General features: G+C 43.8%; 21 protein-coding genes. 8 read left to right on the plus strand and 13 right to left on the minus strand.

All coding sequences use genetic code 11. The annotated features are described in order from the left end of the window. Positions 1-112: 112 nt before the first annotated feature. From U5R06_07895 to U5R06_07930, 8 genes are read left to right on the plus strand one after another with little or no spacing between them, the layout of a single operon-like run. A complete protein-coding gene (locus U5R06_07895) occupies positions 113-841 on the plus strand; it encodes a segregation/condensation protein A (protein MDZ7722726.1) in 729 nt (242 codons plus the stop codon). Beyond that, positions 828-1,472 carry an SMC-Scp complex subunit ScpB gene (scpB, locus tag U5R06_07900; protein ID MDZ7722727.1) on the plus strand — a complete coding sequence of 215 codons (645 nt, stop codon included), beginning with the start codon at positions 828-830 and terminating at the stop codon, positions 1,470-1,472. Before U5R06_07895 ends, scpB begins: the two co-directional genes overlap by 14 nt. Then, complete coding sequence (locus tag U5R06_07905) at positions 1,429-2,166, plus strand: pseudouridine synthase (protein MDZ7722728.1); 738 nt, start codon at positions 1,429-1,431, stop codon at positions 2,164-2,166. The genes scpB and U5R06_07905 overlap by 44 nt, the downstream gene beginning before the upstream one ends. Further along, positions 2,163-2,846, plus strand: coding sequence for a (d)CMP kinase (cmk, locus tag U5R06_07910; protein ID MDZ7722729.1), 684 nt, complete (start codon positions 2,163-2,165; stop codon positions 2,844-2,846). The genes U5R06_07905 and cmk overlap by 4 nt, the downstream gene beginning before the upstream one ends. After that, positions 2,843-3,703, plus strand: a complete 861-nt coding sequence (locus tag U5R06_07915) for a 4-hydroxy-3-methylbut-2-enyl diphosphate reductase (protein MDZ7722730.1) — start codon at positions 2,843-2,845, stop codon at positions 3,701-3,703. Before cmk ends, U5R06_07915 begins: the two co-directional genes overlap by 4 nt. Positions 3,704-3,710: 7 nt before the next feature. Beyond that, positions 3,711-4,772, plus strand: coding sequence for a S1 RNA-binding domain-containing protein (locus U5R06_07920; protein MDZ7722731.1), 1,062 nt, complete (start codon positions 3,711-3,713; stop codon positions 4,770-4,772). Positions 4,773-4,783: 11 nt separating this feature from the next. Then, positions 4,784-5,395 (plus strand): S1 RNA-binding domain-containing protein, encoded by a 612-nt coding sequence (locus U5R06_07925; GenBank protein MDZ7722732.1) that lies wholly within the window; start codon positions 4,784-4,786, stop codon positions 5,393-5,395. Next, positions 5,364-5,693: a hypothetical protein gene (locus U5R06_07930; protein MDZ7722733.1), complete on the plus strand. Its 330-nt coding sequence runs from the start codon at positions 5,364-5,366 to the stop codon at positions 5,691-5,693. The genes U5R06_07925 and U5R06_07930 overlap by 32 nt, the downstream gene beginning before the upstream one ends. 36 nt (positions 5,694-5,729) lie before the next feature. Here the strand turns inward: U5R06_07930 and U5R06_07935 are convergent, their stop codons facing one another. The 13 genes from U5R06_07935 to U5R06_07995 form a co-directional block, all read right to left on the minus strand. Continuing rightward, complete coding sequence (locus tag U5R06_07935) at positions 5,730-5,924, minus strand: hypothetical protein (GenBank protein ID MDZ7722734.1); 195 nt, start codon at positions 5,922-5,924, stop codon at positions 5,730-5,732. Positions 5,925-6,003: 79 nt separating this feature from the next. Beyond that, on the minus strand, positions 6,004-6,591 hold the full coding sequence (locus U5R06_07940; GenBank protein ID MDZ7722735.1) for a Yip1 family protein: 588 nt from the start codon (positions 6,589-6,591) through the stop codon (positions 6,004-6,006). A gap of 71 nt (positions 6,592-6,662) precedes the next feature. Continuing rightward, entirely contained in the window at positions 6,663-7,787 is a 1,125-nt protein-coding gene (locus U5R06_07945; GenBank protein MDZ7722736.1) for an OB-fold nucleic acid binding domain-containing protein, read from the minus strand. A 22-nt stretch (positions 7,788-7,809) separates the two neighbouring features. Further along, a complete protein-coding gene (gene dnaE / locus U5R06_07950) occupies positions 7,810-8,946 on the minus strand; it encodes a DNA polymerase III subunit alpha (GenBank protein MDZ7722737.1) in 1,137 nt (378 codons plus the stop codon). After that, complete coding sequence (locus U5R06_07955; protein ID MDZ7722738.1) at positions 8,930-9,070, minus strand: hypothetical protein; 141 nt, start codon at positions 9,068-9,070, stop codon at positions 8,930-8,932. The genes dnaE and U5R06_07955 overlap by 17 nt, the downstream gene beginning before the upstream one ends. 42 nt (positions 9,071-9,112) lie before the next feature. Next, entirely contained in the window at positions 9,113-10,096 is a 984-nt protein-coding gene (locus tag U5R06_07960; protein ID MDZ7722739.1) for a PHP domain-containing protein, read from the minus strand. A 20-nt stretch (positions 10,097-10,116) separates the two neighbouring features. Then, a complete protein-coding gene (locus U5R06_07965) occupies positions 10,117-11,067 on the minus strand; it encodes a tetratricopeptide repeat protein (protein ID MDZ7722740.1) in 951 nt (316 codons plus the stop codon). Between the two features lie 31 nt (positions 11,068-11,098). Next, on the minus strand, positions 11,099-12,526 hold the full coding sequence (gene recN, locus U5R06_07970) for a DNA repair protein RecN (protein MDZ7722741.1): 1,428 nt from the start codon (positions 12,524-12,526) through the stop codon (positions 11,099-11,101). Further along, a complete protein-coding gene (locus tag U5R06_07975; protein MDZ7722742.1) occupies positions 12,516-12,818 on the minus strand; it encodes an AAA family ATPase in 303 nt (100 codons plus the stop codon). The genes recN and U5R06_07975 overlap by 11 nt, the downstream gene beginning before the upstream one ends. A gap of 88 nt (positions 12,819-12,906) precedes the next feature. After that, complete coding sequence (locus U5R06_07980) at positions 12,907-14,676, minus strand: two-component regulator propeller domain-containing protein (GenBank protein ID MDZ7722743.1); 1,770 nt, start codon at positions 14,674-14,676, stop codon at positions 12,907-12,909. A gap of 137 nt (positions 14,677-14,813) precedes the next feature. Then, a complete protein-coding gene (locus U5R06_07985) occupies positions 14,814-15,104 on the minus strand; it encodes a hypothetical protein (GenBank protein MDZ7722744.1) in 291 nt (96 codons plus the stop codon). Between the two features lie 8 nt (positions 15,105-15,112). After that, positions 15,113-15,580 carry a 6,7-dimethyl-8-ribityllumazine synthase gene (ribE, locus tag U5R06_07990; protein ID MDZ7722745.1) on the minus strand — a complete coding sequence of 156 codons (468 nt, stop codon included), beginning with the start codon at positions 15,578-15,580 and terminating at the stop codon, positions 15,113-15,115. Then, positions 15,573-16,829, minus strand: a complete 1,257-nt coding sequence (locus U5R06_07995) for a bifunctional 3,4-dihydroxy-2-butanone-4-phosphate synthase/GTP cyclohydrolase II (GenBank protein ID MDZ7722746.1) — start codon at positions 16,827-16,829, stop codon at positions 15,573-15,575. Before U5R06_07995 ends, ribE begins: the two co-directional genes overlap by 8 nt. Positions 16,830-16,832 lie beyond the last annotated feature (3 nt).

The following is a 16,832-nucleotide window of genomic DNA, read 5'->3' on the forward strand; positions in this document are numbered from 1 at the left end:
TAGGGAAAAAAGGACTTGCAATAGTTTTATTATTTAACTACCTTTATTACTTGTTACTCAAAGCCGCCATTGTGCGGCTTTTCCTTTGCAATCAACCTGTTTAAGCAACGAAATGCCATATAAAGTCAAACTTGAATCTTTTGAAGGTCCGCTGGATCTTTTACTTTTTCTCATTAAAAAAAATGAAGTGGACATTTATGATATCCCGATATCCACGATAACACATCAATATCTGGAATACATTGATATCATAAAAATGCTTGATATTGAGGCTGCGGGTGATTTTATTTATATGGCATCAACCCTGATGCGCATCAAAGCACAGATGCTCTTGCCCCGTCCTGAAGTGGAAGACGACCTTGAAGAAGTCGAAGACCCCCGTCAGGAGCTGGTCTACCGCCTTTTGGACTATAAGAGATTCAAAAAAGTCGCGAATGATCTGGCTGAACAAGAAAAAACAGCTCGCCATTATCATCCTCGCGGTCATTTCAAGTTTGAACAGGGAAATATTCAGGAAGAAATTGATAATATTTCCAAAGTTTCGCTATATGATCTTATATCAGCATTTAAAAGACTTTCTCAGCGTCGTGAAAAAGTAACCTTTCACCGGGTTCAGGAGTTATCTGTAAACCTCGAGGAACGGATTGCCCATATCATGAGTGAACTCGAGAAAAATACAACCATGCTGTTTTCATCATTATTCAAAGAATCGGATGACAAAATCGTCTGGATTGTTACATTTATTGCCATTCTGGAACTAATTCGTCAAAAACACATCCAGGCTACCCAGAATGAGGTTTTCGGAGAAATACAACTCGTATACGTAAATGGATACAACTAAACTTGCACATATTCTCGAAGCGCTTATTTTTGCTTCGGATTCCCCCATTTCCTTAAAACAACTCTCTGCAATTGTCAAAGAAGCATCTGCAGATAATATCGAACAAGCTCTGGAACAGATCAAAACAGACTGTGAAAACCGGGGCATTGTATTAAAGAAAATTGCAGGCGGTTATCAATTCGCGACCCGAGCAGAGTATGCACAATGGGTGGGTAATATGCTGGAAACCAAAGCCAGTTCCCGTTTATCACGGGCAGCGCTTGAGGCCCTGGCTATCGTCGCATTTAAACAGCCTATCAGCCGGGTAGAAGTTTCGGCGATCCGTGGTGTCAATTCAGATGGCGTCATGAAAAAGCTTCTGGACCTCAAACTCATCACAATTGCAGGACGGGATGAAGGCCAGGGACGCGCTCTGCTATTCAAAACCACGACTGAATTCTTGCAGTATTTCGATATAAATGATATTTCCGATCTCCCCCGCCCCAAAGAGATAGAAGAACTCTTGGCAGAAGGAGAAGGCGGCAAACTCTTGCAGGAATTGCCCGAAGGAATCTCCAATGACGCGGAAGAATCTTCCGAGGACCCGGATGATAAAGTTGAAAGCGCGGCTCAGAATGATGAGAATCAATAAATATCTGGCAGCGTGCGGATTCGGCAGCCGAAGGTCAGTAGAAGCGCTGATCACATCCGGGCAAGTTAAAATTAACGGGAAACCTGTCAGCGATTTATCTGTACAAGTTAATGAAGAAAAAGACAGTGTTTATGTCAATGATAAAAAGGCTTTACTGCCGAATCTCGATATCTATATTTTGCTTAACAAACCACGCGGATATATCACAACAAACAAGGATGAGCGCGGAAGAAAAAGTGTAATCGACCTTGTCGATATTAAGCAGCGTATATTCCCGGTCGGTCGACTGGATGCACAGAGCGAGGGATTGCTCCTCCTCACCAACGACGGAGAAATGGCCAATCGTCTTATGCATCCGAGATACAAGTTCTCCAAAATATATCGAGTCAAACTGGACAAGCCACTGGATAGAGCTGATTTTCTTCCCATTGTGAAAGGGATTGAACTTGAAGACGGCAAAACAGCGCCGGCAAAAGCCAGATGGTACACCGATGAACCGGATCGGGTCGAGATTGTACTTAAAGAAGGAAAAAACCGACAAATCAGACGAATGTTTGAGACACTCGGTTATTCAGTGAAATCGCTGAAACGCATTACTTACGGACCCTTGAAACTTTCAGGCGTCAAGCGCGGTGAATGGCGATATTTAAATGCCAATGAAATTCGAGAACTGAAACAACAGACTTGCACGTGAACACAAAAAAAATCATCACCATTGACGGGCCGGCCGGTTCAGGAAAAAGCTCAACCTCAAAGCGTGTTGCTTCCGAGCTGGGTTATACTTATCTCGATTCCGGTTCCATGTACCGAGCGGTTACCCTGAAAGTGCTGGAATTGAATATCAACCCGCAATCCGACAGACAGGTTCAAGAGATTGCGGAAAAAGCAGAGATCGAGCTGATTTCTCAGAACGGTCAAAATCAAATCTTGCTGGATGGTAAAGATGTGACCTCTGAAATCCGGGAGCCCAAAATTTCAAAAACCATTTCCAGCGTGGCTGCCAATAAAGGTGTGCGCTCCATTTTGGCCGAAAAGCAAAAAGAGATCGGCAAATACAGCGGCATTGTAGCCGAGGGCCGTGATATGGGAACGGTGGTATTCCCCGATGCTGATCTTAAAATCTATATGACGGCTTCAATTCAGGCCAGAGCTGAGCGCCGATACAAACAATTGCTGGAATCCGGAATAAAGGTTGATCTTGACAAATTAATTTCCGAAATTAGAGAACGTGACAAAATGGACAGCACAAGAAAGCACAGTCCATTGCGTCAAGCCGATGATTCTATTATCCTCGATACATCCAATATGTCTTTGGATGATCAGGTAAACTGGATTGTTGATAAAGCAAAAGCTCTTGGAGCAAACGTCAGTTGAATATTATTATTGATCCGCATGCAGGCCCTTGTCCAGGTGTTGAACGGGCCATTGAGATGGTTGAAAAGCATTTGGATTCAGAACGGTTAACAGCAATAGGCCCGATCATTCACAACTCTGTAGAAGTCAAACGGCTCGAACAAAAAGGGCTGAGTACAGTAGAACAGGACCAGGTAAACGATAACCGGAATTTAATCCAAACAAATTCTGTTTTTATTCGGTCGCACGGCATTTCTTCCGATTTACGCACAAAACTGAAAAAATGTGCTGATATTATAGACGGGACATGCCCAAAAGTAACCGCGATACAGAAGCGAATCCAGTCATATTATGACAAAGGATACCATATCATCATAACGGGCAAGGAAAATCATCCTGAAGTTGAGGGTCTAAACGGCTATTGTGACGGCAACGCTACAATTATCAAGAATGAATCGGATATAGAGAGTATTCCAGAGTCGGAACACTATTTTTTGCTGTCTCAGACCACATTTTCACAAGCCCGTTTTCTCGAGCTAAAGGAAGCCGTATTATCGAAATTCCCGAACACAGAGTACAAAGACACCACGTGTACCCAGGTTCGAAAGCGACATGAAACTATTCATCAGTTTGCCGCCACTGTTGATGTTTTGCTGCTGGTCGGTGGCAAAAACAGCTCAAATACCCGGGTGCTTTATAACAGGGCCCGGCAAATCAATCCACGAACCTATTGGATTGAAAGGTTCGAGGAGATTGATGAAATTTGGCTTGAGAACAGCAGCACAGTAGGCCTTACAGGGAGCGCTTCCACTCCTGTCTGGCAACTGCTTGAACTACAAAACAAAGTATCCCAATTGGGACTTAAAAAGGAGGAATAATACCAACATGGAAGAAACACTGAACCCTAAACCACTTGAAAACGCAGATAATGATAATGATCAGGCAGATCAGACCATGGCTGAGTCTGAAACGGCTCAATCTGCTTCAAGTGCAACAGCCACAAACTCCGATTACGCACCGGAGACATTATCATCAGATGAATCTGTAGCTGAACAGGCCAATCCGGGTGATGTCTACCACGACAAAGAAAAACTGGATGAGCTTGAAAAGGAATATTCAGACAGTGAATTTAACGAGTTTTCAAAACTGTATGAAGACACGCTGATCGATTTTAAACAGGGCGAAGTCGTTCAAGGCAAAGTTCTGGCCATCGGCGACAAAGAAGTTTCAGTAGACATTGGTTTCAAGTCCGAAGGCAGTGTTCCTATTGAAGAATTCGATGATCCCGAAGAGTTAAAAATCGGAGATGGTGTTGATGTTTTGATCGATGAAATTGAAGACGCAGATGGTCACCTTGTTCTTTCAAAAAAGAAAGCTGACTTTATGCGCACCTGGGAACAGGTGATCAAGTCTTATGAGAATGACCAAATTCTCAAAGGCAAGTGCATGCGGCGAATCAAGGGCGGTATCGTCGTGGATCTTGGTGGTGTGGATGCATTCCTGCCGGGTTCACAAATTGATGTACGACCCATTCGCGACTTTGACTCTCTTATCGGCCAGGAGATGGAGTTTAAGATTGTAAAGGTTAATCATTTGCGCAAAAACATCGTTGTCTCGCACCGGGTACTCGTTGAAGAGGAAATGAAAGGACTGCGCGAAAAAATCCTTGCGAATCTTGAGCGCGGACAAATTTTAGAAGGTACGGTTAAAAACATTACCGATTTTGGTGTGTTTATCGATCTTGGCGGTGTTGACGGACTGCTTCACATCACCGACCTGTCATGGGGACGTGTGTCGCATCCTTCGGAAGTTGTCGCTCTTGATGAAAAGATCAAAGTGGTCATCCTCGATTTCAATGAAAAGAAAGACCGGATTTCCCTGGGTCTCAAACAGCTGCAGCCGCATCCATGGGAGGATGTTGAGAAAAATATCCTGTCGGTTCCATAGTCAGAGGTAAAGTGGTCAGTCTTTCAGATTACGGCGCTTTTGTTGAACTGGAAAAAGGCGTTGAGGGTCTGATCCATATTTCCGAGATGTCATGGACTCAGCACATCAAACATCCATCCAAGGTTTTGGCAGTGGGTGAAATGGTTGATGCCAAAGTTCTCAGCATTCAAAAAGAAGAGCGAAAAATTTCGCTCGGTCTGAAACAGCTTGAACCCGATCCCTGGGAGTCTCTGGCAGAACGTTATCCGGTCGGCTCGCGTCATAAAGGGATTGTACGCAATCTGACCAATTTTGGCGCCTTTGTTGAACTGGAAGAAGGCATTGATGGTCTGGTGCATATATCCGACTTGTCGTGGACCAAAAAGATTCGCCACCCCGGAGAAGTTGTTAAAAAAGGCGATGAGATAAAAGTTATCGTTCTCAACGTGGACCGTGACAACAGAAGGATTTCCCTGGGTTATAAACAAACACAGGATAATCCCTGGGATCAATTTGAAGATAGATACCAGGTTGGCACACAGGTCAAAGGTAAAGTTGTCAGACTGATAGAGAAAGGCCTGCTCGCAGAGCTTCCTGACGGCGTTGATGGGTTTGTACCCATTTTCTCAGCTGGCCAAGGATAATATTGATAAACCGGCTGATCACTATCAGATCGATAATATCATTGACCTGACAGTCATTGAATTCAATAAAGAGAACAAAAAAATCGTTCTTTCCGAGAAACCGTCTGATCAAGTCTCGGAGAAAAGCTCAGATTCAAAAACTGAAGCTTCGCCAGAAGAGGCAAAGCCGTCCGAAAAGAAAGAAGAGACTTTTACTTCCGAAGAAGCGGAATCAACCCCTGAACCTGAAGAAGAGGAAAAACCCAAAGCCTCCGATTCAGATGAGCAGCCTGATCAGGAAAAGGAAGAAGAAAAATAGCGATAAAAAAAAGCCGGATTATAAAATCCGGCTTTTTTATTTCATTTTTGCTTTTATCCAAAATCCCGCCTGTGAAACAATAATCCCCATCCAGAAAACTGCAAACGTTGCTCGCTGGCTGTACTCCCCCAACAGCAGATCTGTCAAATAATAAACAGCAATCAAGCCAACAAATAAATGGCTGAATATAGCATACTTTTCATCAAGATGACGCTTGACCAGCCGTTTCAATACCAGAGACAACCCGGTAACCAAAATAAACGCTGAGAATAAAAGAAGGCTCAGATGTTTCATGCATCCAGCCTGGCGATCATACCGGCGGAAGATTCTGCGGGATCACGGATCCCGCAATTGCATAGACAATCGCCAGTACAACAATACTAATCAGCGAAATGACCACCGTAAACGTCAATGATTTTTCTTCAGAATTTTCCAGCAGTATCGGCAATCCAATATACAAAAGATAGATCGAATATAAAGAAAGAATCTGTAGACCGCTTAATGCCGGTACGATTGAAAAAACAGAAAGAATAAAATAAGGAATAAAACTGAAAACAATGAGCTTTAAAGCTGCATTTTCATTTTTAACTCCGGTCAATTTGGGCGAGATTGCGCTGGTTAAAAAAGCAATCAGATAAATGCCGGCCAGGAGAAACACATACAGCAAAATAGCCCAAACCAGTCCCGCGAAAAACGGAACCCGGTAATGGCCGAGAAATGGAACATTTTGACCGACAATAGAACTTCCAAGGAATCCTGATACTGCAGGTATTGCAGCCAGATACAGCAAGTATTTCTTGAACAAATCGATTTTTGAAAGCTCGAGTTCCTTAATATGTCGCCAGGCGTTGACGGGTGAAATCAGTAAATCTTTGATAAGCTCAATGACATGTTCCATAATGAATCCTCCAAAAGTTCAATATCTACTTTGACTTGTGTAAATTGAATTGTTATGGCTGCGATGTTAGTCTAACTGCCAATCCAGACGTTCTCGCGTCCTACAATATTTCGTAATTGAGTTAATATTTCTAAATTCGGATTAATCTGATAGACTCTGGACCGGACCAGAAACGCGCCTGTCTCCGGCACCTTGATATTAAAATACACCGGCACGTTGCCGCTATTTTTTTCAAACACATCCAACAGTTGATCCACATGGTGTTCGGTCATATCAGTGGTATTCACATTCAGACAAAGATTCTTCGTGAACCGTTCTCTTGCCTCATCAAGAGAGGTCACAGAATCCACAATGATTTTGGCATCTGAATTTTCTTTCTTGTTGATTTTTCCGGTAATCACAATAACCTTGTCTTCCTGCAGGTACTCTTGATAGCTGCTGTAGGTATCTGCAAATGCAAGACCTTCCATAGAACCAGTCAGATCCTGTACGCTAAAAAAAGCCATGCGTCTGTTTTTAGAATCAATATGGTTTTTTAAATGTGTGATCATTCCGCATATTCTGACTGAGGTTTTCTCGCGCAGATTAAAAGCCTGGTCCAGTTTCACGGTTGAAAAAGCATCAATTTGTTCACGGAATTCATCAAGCGGATGACCGGACAGATAAAAGCCGAGAACATTTTTTTCCCGCTCAAGTTTTTCATTGTCCGTCCAGTCTTTTTTCGATTCCAGCTCGGGTTCGGATACTTCCAATGCTTCATCACTCATATCAAAGAGGGAGCCTTGTGCCCGGTCTTTTTGTCCGTTCCTGAGCTTGGAGGCAAAACCGAGCGCAGCTTCAACAGCAGAATGCTTTTCAGCACGATTACCAGCCAAACTATCCAAAGCGCCGGCCTCTGTTAAACTTTCCAACACTTTTCTATTAAGTCCGTTGCCATTCATTCGTTTGGCCAGATCAAACAATGTTTCGAAACGCCCTCCTTCTTTTCTTGCATTCACAATACTGTCAATAGTACCATAGCCAACATTTTTCACAGCTCCCAGCCCAAATCGAAGACCAGAGTCGGTCACCACAAAGTCGGTATAGCTTTCATTTACATCCGGCAAAAGGACATTGAGTCCCATTCGCCGCGATTCCTCAATTAAGATGGTCACTCGATCGGTATTCCCCATTTCTGAACTGATGGTAGCAGCCATAAATTCAGCCGGATAGTGTGCTTTAAGATATGCCGTCTGCATAAGCTACAATTGAATAACATGCGGCATGCGCCTCATTAAAGCCATAACTGGCAAACTTTTCCATATAGGTGAATATTTCAACCGCTTTTTGCTCGGGAATATTATGCAGATTTTTGCACCCTTTAATAAACTGAATGCGGTGCTTTTGCATTTCCTTTATTTTCTTTTTTCCCATGACACGCCTGAGCATATCCGCATCACCCAGAGAGTAACCTGCAAGCTCACTGGCAACTCGCATAACTTGTTCCTGATAAACAATAATACCATAGGTGTCTTTTAAGATCGGCTCCAGCAATGGATGCAGATAATCAATATCTTCCCTGCCGTACTTTCGATTGATATAGGAATCAATATTGCTCATGGGACCGGGACGATAAAGCGCATTCATAGCAATCAAATCGTTAACACAGTTGGGTTTTAGTTTTCGCATGTATTCCTGCATACCGGAACTCTCAAACTGAAAAATGCCAACTGTTTGTCCCTCACAGAACAGTTCATATACTCTGGGATCGTCAAGCGGTATATTTTGAAGATCAATATCATCACCACGGGAACGTATAGCCGCGATGGCTTTATGAAGAACCGTCAATGTCCGCAGACCGAGAAAATCCATTTTGAGCATACCGCACTCATCCAGAACCTTCATTTCATACTGGGTGGTAATATCGCCTTCTTTGGTTTTGTAAAGCGGGATATAATCCGTCAACTCTCCCGGAGCAATCACAACACCGGCTGCGTGTGTCGATGAGTGTCTGGCCAGACCTTCCAAAACTGTACTATATTCAACAAGGCGCCTGTGTGTTTCATCCTGTTTGGCAAGCTCGGACAATTCAGAGACTGTATCGAGAGCCTGCTGCAGGTTTTTGGATTGTGTGGGGATAAGTTTGGCGATCTTGTCTACATCCCCGTAACTCATTTTGAGAACGCGACCCACATCGCGCACAACCGCACGGGCGGCCATAGTCCCAAACGTAATAATTTGACAGACGCTGTTTTCGCCGTACTTGTCTTTTACATAATCAATGACCTCTTCGCGCCGTTCATAACAAAAGTCAATATCAATATCCGGCATACTGACACGTTCCGGATTAAGAAAACGCTCAGAAAAAAAGTCCATAACCAATGGGATCAAGATCCGTTATATATAAACTGTAAGAAACAAGACTTCCGGCTGCCGAACCGCGTCCTGGTCCAACCGGTATATCCTGTTCTTTCGCCCAATTGATAAAGTCCTGAGTGATGAGAGAATTCCCGCATAGCCCATATCGTTTATGATTTTGAGTTCAAAATCGAGACGTTTCTTTCAACTTTGGCGTCACATTCTCATATCTTTTTTCAAGCCCATTATAAGCAAGTTTCTTTAGATACGCTTTCAGGTCTTTGGCATCGCTTTCATTGGGAATTTCAAATTCCGGCAGATGATATTCCTTAAAATTCATTTCCAGATTGCATTTTTCAGTGACCTCGAGTGTATTGGTCAATGCTTCAGGGTGATCGGAAAACAGGGCGGCCATTTCATCAGCGGTTTTAAAGTACAACTCATGAGTATTGTAACGCATCCGGTTTGTATCTTCTATGTCTTTGCCGGTTTGCAAACACAACAACGCGTCATGAGCTTCCCAATGATCTTTTTTCAGATAATGGATATCATTGGTTGCGAGGACTTTGATTCCTGTTTGCTCACTAATCTGAAAAATGCCCTCTCTTACGGTATCTTCCTCCTGGATGCCGTGCTTTTGAACTTCCAGATAATAATCCTTACCAAATAATGAACGATATTGTTCAGCAGCATTGATACCATCCTGCAAGCCGTTTTTCAGGTAACGTTGGGACACTTCTCCCTTGAGACAAGCGCTCATTGCAATCAGACCTTCATGGTATTGCTCCAGCAATTCCATATCTATGCGCGGCTTGTAGTAAAATCCTTGCAGATAACCGAAAGACACAAGCTTCATTAAATTCCGGTAACCGTGCATATTTTTAGCCAGCAGAACCAGATGGTAAGCCGTGGGCCGATTCTTTTTGGCCCCTTCCTTATCAAAACGGCCGTCCGGAGCCACATATACTTCCGAACCGATAATCGGCTTGATATCATTTTTAAGGCATGTCTGATAAAATTCGATAGCGCCGAACATATTTCCATGATCGGTGATCGCAAGAGCCGACATACCCAATTCTTTTGTTCGCTCCACCATATCAGGTATACGGCAGGCACCATCCAGCAAACTGTAATGTGTATGATTGTGCAAATGAATAAAATCGGACATATCTGCTATCCCGTCACTGTTTACAGATTCATATATTTACGAACCAATCCAATATACTCGCTATCCGGATAAGAATCCAAAAAGGATTGAAACGCCTGCTGAGCCTGTTCAGTTTGCCCCATGCGCCTGTAGGACAATGCAATCATGAGCTGTGCATCATCATGCTTGTCTGTGGGTTCGTATGCAAAAACCTTTTGAAATTCAATGACTGCCTTTTCATACTGCCCCAGACCAAAATAGGATTCAGCTATCCAGTATTGGCAATTATCCGCCATATTGCTGGACGGATAGTTTTGCAGCAATGTCTGCATACTCTGAATACAGGCCTGATAGTTCTTTTGTTCAAACTGAGAGCGAGCCTGCCGGTAGGCATTCGAAAATCCGGAAGAACCGCTCGTCCCGCCAGACACGCTTCCGCCTGATTTGGCAGAACGCATTTTATTCTCCAATTGATCGAGCCGTTCCCCTCTATCTTCCAATACCTGACGCAGACTATCCAATTTCTTTGATTTTTGGTCGAGTGACATTTCCATTTTATTTAATGTCGTGGGGATATCCCCCACATCGGCGCTTCCTTCACTGACGGTGAATTCATCTTGAAATTCAAGCGCAGATTGTTCACTCTGCCGGGTATCACTTGTTTCTTCTTCAGTGTCGGCCCATATATCATCTGTTTCCGACCACCAATCATCGTTTTCATTTTGCGCTGAATCCCGGGTATCCCCGGCGTTATCCGAGGTCTCGACCTGATCAGGATCTTCATTAAGAATGGTCAGAATCTCATCATCCGTTTGTTCTGATTCAGCGGTATCCGGAGAATCTTCTGCATCTTCCAGCATTGCCAAAAGTTCCTGCCGAAACTGCTCGTCATCTTCCGTCATTGAATCCCGGGAGGATTGTTGCGAGGCGCATTGAAAAAGGAGCAATGTAAATCCTGCCAAGCCAAAGAGTAAAAACATTTTAAAATTCATATAGTCCTCGCGATTACGGTTAAATAACAATTTAATCACTGATTTCTTCTGCTTGCTGAATCAATGCAGCAGCCGAGTTCCTGAATGAATCGTCCAGGATTTTGCCGCCCATCAACCTTGCAATATTTTCAATTCTCTGTTCATAGTCGAGCAGTTGTATCTGAGTATTCGTGGTTCCATCCGTTTCATATTTTTCAACGACAAAATGAGTGTGCGCCATACTGGCAATTTGAGGTAAATGAGTGATACATAATATTTGGTGGCTTTGGGCCAGTTTTCTGAGGCTGACGCCGACAGACTGAGCAATTCGACCCGAAACGCCTGCATCAATTTCATCAAAAATGAGAACCGGGACATTATCAGCCTCTGCCAGTAAAGACTTTAAGGCCAACATCACCCGGGAAATTTCACCGCCCGAAGCGATCTTTGCCAGGGGCCGGGGAGGCTCGCCGGGATTTGAGGATATAAGAAATTCTATATGATCTATACCATTCTCTGTCACTCTGAGTTTTCTCGTCCCGTCCTGGACATATAATTCAGAATCTGTGTCTGTCTGTTTATTATCAACAGAAAAACTCGCTTTTTCCATCCCAAGTTTTAACAATTCTTTATTCACATTTTGCGCCAGATATTCTGCTGATGAATTTCTCTTTTCAGACAATTTCAAAGCAAAATCCGTCAACGAGTCTCTAACTGTACCCATTTTATTCTCAAGGGATTTGATTGTCTCATCGACATTGTCAATCCGGCCGAGCTCGTTTTCAAACAATTGTTTTTTATCCAGTATTTCCTGTATCGTTGGCGCGTATTTTTTCTTGAGTCCGTTTAAAGCGGCAAGCCGCGTTTGAATGCGTTCCAGTGCACTGGAATCAAAGGTGATTTTAGAAGTATATTCACGCAATGATTCCGCCACATCCTGGACAGCAATTCTCGCGGATTCGCACTCCTCCACCAGTTGAAAAAGCTTTGAATCAATATCCGAACAATTTTTCAGAGAATTTTCTGCACCTTTGATGACTTCCACAACAGCGCCATTTTTCTCATAAAAATCGTTATAGATTGCATTCACCTTTTCATATAAATACTGTGAATTGGATAATATGCGTTCTTGTTTTTCTAGTTCACTATCCTCATCCGGCATGGGGGCCACTTTGGAGATTTCTTTTAGCTGAAACTCGATATAGTCTCTGGATTGTTCAAGTTCCTGTTGATGTGCAATCACGGAATCCAGTTCTTTTTGCAAAGCCTTTAAACGCCGATAGGCCAGGGCAACAGACTGGCGCAAATCCTCGTTTTTTGCATAGGCATCCAGATAAAACACATGTTCACGCGGCCGCAATAAAAGCTGATGTTCGTGCTGACCATGCACATCAACCAGCAAATCACCCAGGCTGGAAAGAACTTTGAGCGGTACCGGCGAATCATTGATAAAGCTTCGCGTTCTGCCGTTACGGTTCAATTCGCGGCGCAGTAAAAGAGCAGCCCCTATCGAATCCAGGCTCGTTTTCTTTAAAGAATGGTTTTAAAAAATCGGGTCGCTGCAGCAGAAATTCCGCTTCGAAAACAGCCTTGTCGGCATTCTGACGCACACTTTCCTTGTCCAGGGTATCGCCAAGTATCGCACCTACGGCGCCCACCAGGATTGATTTACCGGCTCCGGTTTCACCTGTTATAATATTCAGTCCCTCTCCGAACTCTATGGAAAGTTCATTAATCAGGACGTAATTTTTGATATAAAGACTTTTTAGCATAGCATCGCAGAATATTGTTCATCTAAAAGTAACAACAAAAAAGGATATTTTGCAAGTGATATTTCCCCCGAAGGTAGAATTTTCAGAATCAGGGGTTGATAACTGCGACTTTTCCGACGGTGCGTTCACCGTCTTCTGCAGTGATCAGGTATACATACACACCGCTTTGCACAGTCTCTCCATTATTATTTTTTCCGTCCCAAACAGCTTGTGCACCAGGGACTTGATCCTCGGGGATTGTGCGGACAAGCCGACCTTCTGACGTAAAGATTTTGATGGCGGAATTGATCGCCAGTTTATTCATATAAAATAACGCACCGTTCTGGTCAAGAACGAACGGATTCGGATATCCCATGACCTTGTCAAGAGTTTCTTCAGGTTGTGTAAACGGAGTCCTCAGAACAGAAAGCCCATTTGTTGTTCCAATATAGAGGTCACCGGAGCTTTTATCCAACGCAAAACATGTGATATTATTTGACACAAGCGGACTGTCATTGGTGGAATAGTGATCCCAGCTTACACCATCAAATTGCATAACAGAAAGACCGCCCTGGGTGCCAAACCATTTATTATTACGCGGATCGATAAGGATTGCATTGATTACATCATTAATAACATTATAGTTGGTACTCACACTGCCGGCGAACCAGTAATTGAGTCCCTCCAATGTACCAATCCACATGGTACCGTCCAAATCATAGGCCACCGCATTAACACGGTCACTTTCCAGTCCCTCCGCTGTATTCAAATAACCGCTCAAATCATCATCCGATTTATCAAGTAACGACTCTCCATAGTCAAGTACAGACAATCCTGAGACATCCGTAGCAATCCAGATCCTGTCGCTGTTGTCAACCGTCAGCCTGGACACTTCACTCGAACGGATACCATCCGCAGTGCTCCAGTGCTGCCAGTTTCCTTCCGGATCGCGTACTGCCAGCACTTTTCTATCAGCTGCAAGATAGTTCGAAAACCATAAATTATTATCAGGGTCACATAGAATATCCCGAACGACAATATAATTTGGATCAGAACTGATTCCGGCCAGGTTTCCATCCATGGAACGCATTACATCAAACGTGACAGAATCATCATTGACCTTTATAAAGCGAACCACTCCTCCGCCCCAGGACCCAGCCCAGATACGATTGTTTTCATCCACCTCGATGGCGCGAAAATCATCAGAGGGCAGGCCATTCTTCCGCTTGAACGATTTCCATGTGGAGCCATTGTAAAAATTAATGCCGTTTCCGGCAGAGGTTGTCCACAGATGACCATCCTGATCGATGACCATATCGGAAAAACTGTTGGTACCGGGACCGTTCGGAAAACAATTCTCTACAGAAAGAGAACCTATACTGCCGGAAAAATTAATCAATCCGTAACCGGGCTGACTTGCCCACAACTCATTCTGTGCATCAGATATCAAATCGTTCGCGTTATGAATCTCGTTTGAAATGGTTTGCCATTCCCCGGCTTTATTTTGAGCATAAATACCATTACGGGTAATCAAGCTTAATCTGTCATTCCACATCGTTATGGAATTTACAGATTCATCATTAAAACCCAGCCGCACCCACTGATCAGTCTGGAACTGGTAGAGTCCGTTTGTTGCGCCTGCATAAATATTGGAATTTAATTCAAAAAAGGTCAGAACAGATGCAGAATTGAAATGATCATCGCTGGAATATGATTTCCAGCTCGCCGGAATCTGCAGATTCGGATAGTTTGTCTCGTTTTGGAGGACTTTGCCGTCCTGGGCAAGCCAAATGTGTTCACCATCATTAAAAACATGGTCAACTTTTCCGATCTCAGCGATCCAGTAAAGCTCCCACCTGTTGATTGCGTCAAGACGCAATTGTGCAAGTCCGTTTATCAAATCCGATTAGCACAAATTCATCATTAATATGAATATCTTGTATGGTCGATTGATTCTCAAAACCGCGATAAAACTGCCAGGTTTTTGTCCCGGTATTGTAAACCTGAATGAATCCATTACTTAATGCAGTTCCAAATATAACCTCTTGCATCGTATTCAATACAGGTTATATTGATACCTTCTAAACCTTCCGTATTGGTAATAGAATTAAATTCTTTTGTCCGGGTATCCAGAGTCAAAACCCCGCCGTTGGTGGCACACCAAATTTCATCACCGACAAGAACCATTTCCTCAATATCAGTCAAATTGGTGATGGTTTTCCAGCTGCGTATATTCTCAGATCCGGCAATATTCAGCGTGACAAGTAAGAGAAAAAACAGACCGTATCGTATTTTCTGAAAAATCATGGGGAATCCTATTCAAGAGATGAAAACAGATCGGCCATTTCTATTGCGCCGAGGGCGGCATCCCAGCCTTTATTTCCGGATTTTGTACCGGCCCGTTCAATGGCCTGTTCAAGAGTATCCGGGGTGATGACTCCATAAGACACCGGACATCCCGCTTCTAGTGAAGCCTGTGCAATGCCTTTGGTCACCTCGGCGGCAATATACTCGAAATGCGGAGTATCGCCGCGAATCACAGCTCCCAGACAAATAACGGCGCTGTATTTTCCGCTTTGCGCCATTTTTTGGGCCGCAATAGGAATTTCAAACGCTCCAGGCACCCAGACCACATCCACCTTGTCCATATCTGCAGCATGCCGAGTCAAGCAGTCAAACGCGCCGTCAAGCAGTTTACTGCAGATCAGCTCGTTAAAGCGGCTGACCACGATTCCGAACGTCTTGTTTCTCGCATCAAGTTGTCCTTCATATATTTTAGGCATTGTGTTCATCCTTTTTTGTTTGGCATGCGCTATTTGATTGATCACTGAGTAATATCATATGACCCAGTTTGTCACGTTTCGTACGAAGATAATTTTCATTAACAACATTAGGCAGAATTTCAATAGGCAATCGTTCCACAATTTCCAATCCATACCCCGTAAGTCCGACTATTTTTCTCGGATTGTTGGTAAGCAGCCTAATTTTCCGGATTCCCAGCTCACTCAGTATCTGCGCTCCCAAGCCATAGTTTCTGAGATCAGCTGCAAATCCCAGCTCTTCATTGGCTTCTACTGTATCTTTGCCGTTATCCTGCAAATGATACGCTTTTATCTTGTTGACCAGTCCGATTCCCCGGCCTTCCTGGCGCATATACAGTACCACACCCCGTCCCGCTTTTTCAATGGTTTTGAGCGCCTGTGTGAGCTGATCGCCGCAGTCACAGCGCAATGAACCCAAAAGATCACCTGTTATACATTCAGAGTGCACACGAACCAACACGGGTTCATCCGTATCAACATCTCCTTTAATAATGGCCAGATGCTCTTTATTATCCAGGGCATTGGAGTAAATTCTGAGCTGATAATACCCGTACTTTGTCGGTAAATTTGCAGACGCCACACAGTGGATCAGATTTTCAGTTTTGTGTCGGTATTCGATCAAATCCCGGACTGTGATGATCTTCATGTCAAATTCATCAGCCAGCTGCAGCAACTCCGGCACTCTGGCCATGGTGCCATCTTCATTCAGTATTTCACAAAGCACACCGGCCGGCCGAGCGCCGGATAATCTGGCCAGGTCCACGACGGATTCAGTATGTCCTGCACGCTTGAGAACACCGCCCTCTTCGGCAGAAATAGGAAAAATATGACCGGGTTTTGCAAAAGATTGAGGAGTAGAATCAGGGTCTACCAGATCTTGTATGGTTTTCGCGCGGTCATGCGCGGAGATTCCTGTGGTGATTCCGTACCGGGCGTCAACGGAAACGGTAAATTTTGTTGCCATGTGAGCCGTATTATGCTGGACCATGGGATACAGTTCGAGATCATTTAATTTATCGCGTGACATGGCCACACAGACAAGTCCCCTGCCTTTTTGTGCGAGAAAATTTATCTTTTCAGGAGTGGCTTTTTCTGCCAGCAGGATAAAATCACCTTCATTCTCCCGCTCTTCATCATCTACAACAATGATAATTTCACCCCGTGTCAGAGCATCAACAGCCTCATCAATGGTATTAAATTTCGATTTCATGTA

The organism is candidate division KSB1 bacterium, from assembly GCA_034521575.1.
In the GTDB taxonomy this organism is placed as follows: Bacteria; Zhuqueibacterota; Zhuqueibacteria; order Residuimicrobiales; family Krinioviventaceae; genus JAXHMJ01.

Excerpts from the sequence above, each read along its gene's own strand:
- U5R06_07895 (MDZ7722726.1), top strand. The coding sequence starts at position 113 with ATGCCATATAAAGTCAAACTTGAATCTTTTGAAGGTCCGCTGGATCTT.
- scpB (MDZ7722727.1), top strand. The coding sequence starts at position 828 with ATGGATACAACTAAACTTGCACATATTCTCGAAGCGCTTATTTTTGCT.
- U5R06_07905 (MDZ7722728.1), top strand. The coding sequence starts at position 1,429 with ATGATAAAGTTGAAAGCGCGGCTCAGAATGATGAGAATCAATAAATAT.
- U5R06_07920 (MDZ7722731.1), top strand. The coding sequence starts at position 3,711 with ATGGAAGAAACACTGAACCCTAAACCACTTGAAAACGCAGATAATGAT.
- U5R06_07940 (MDZ7722735.1), bottom strand. The coding sequence starts at position 6,591 with ATGGAACATGTCATTGAGCTTATCAAAGATTTACTGATTTCACCCGTC.
- U5R06_07945 (MDZ7722736.1), bottom strand. The coding sequence starts at position 7,787 with ATGGCTGCTACCATCAGTTCAGAAATGGGGAATACCGATCGAGTGACC.
- dnaE (MDZ7722737.1), bottom strand. The coding sequence starts at position 8,946 with ATGGACTTTTTTTCTGAGCGTTTTCTTAATCCGGAACGTGTCAGTATG.
- U5R06_07960 (MDZ7722739.1), bottom strand. The coding sequence starts at position 10,096 with ATGTCCGATTTTATTCATTTGCACAATCATACACATTACAGTTTGCTG.
- U5R06_07965 (MDZ7722740.1), bottom strand. The coding sequence starts at position 11,067 with ATGAATTTTAAAATGTTTTTACTCTTTGGCTTGGCAGGATTTACATTG.
- U5R06_07975 (MDZ7722742.1), bottom strand. The coding sequence starts at position 12,818 with ATGCTAAAAAGTCTTTATATCAAAAATTACGTCCTGATTAATGAACTT.
- U5R06_07985 (MDZ7722744.1), bottom strand. The coding sequence starts at position 15,104 with ATGATTTTTCAGAAAATACGATACGGTCTGTTTTTTCTCTTACTTGTC.
- ribE (MDZ7722745.1), bottom strand. The coding sequence starts at position 15,580 with ATGCCTAAAATATATGAAGGACAACTTGATGCGAGAAACAAGACGTTC.
- U5R06_07995 (MDZ7722746.1), bottom strand. The coding sequence starts at position 16,829 with ATGAAATCGAAATTTAATACCATTGATGAGGCTGTTGATGCTCTGACA.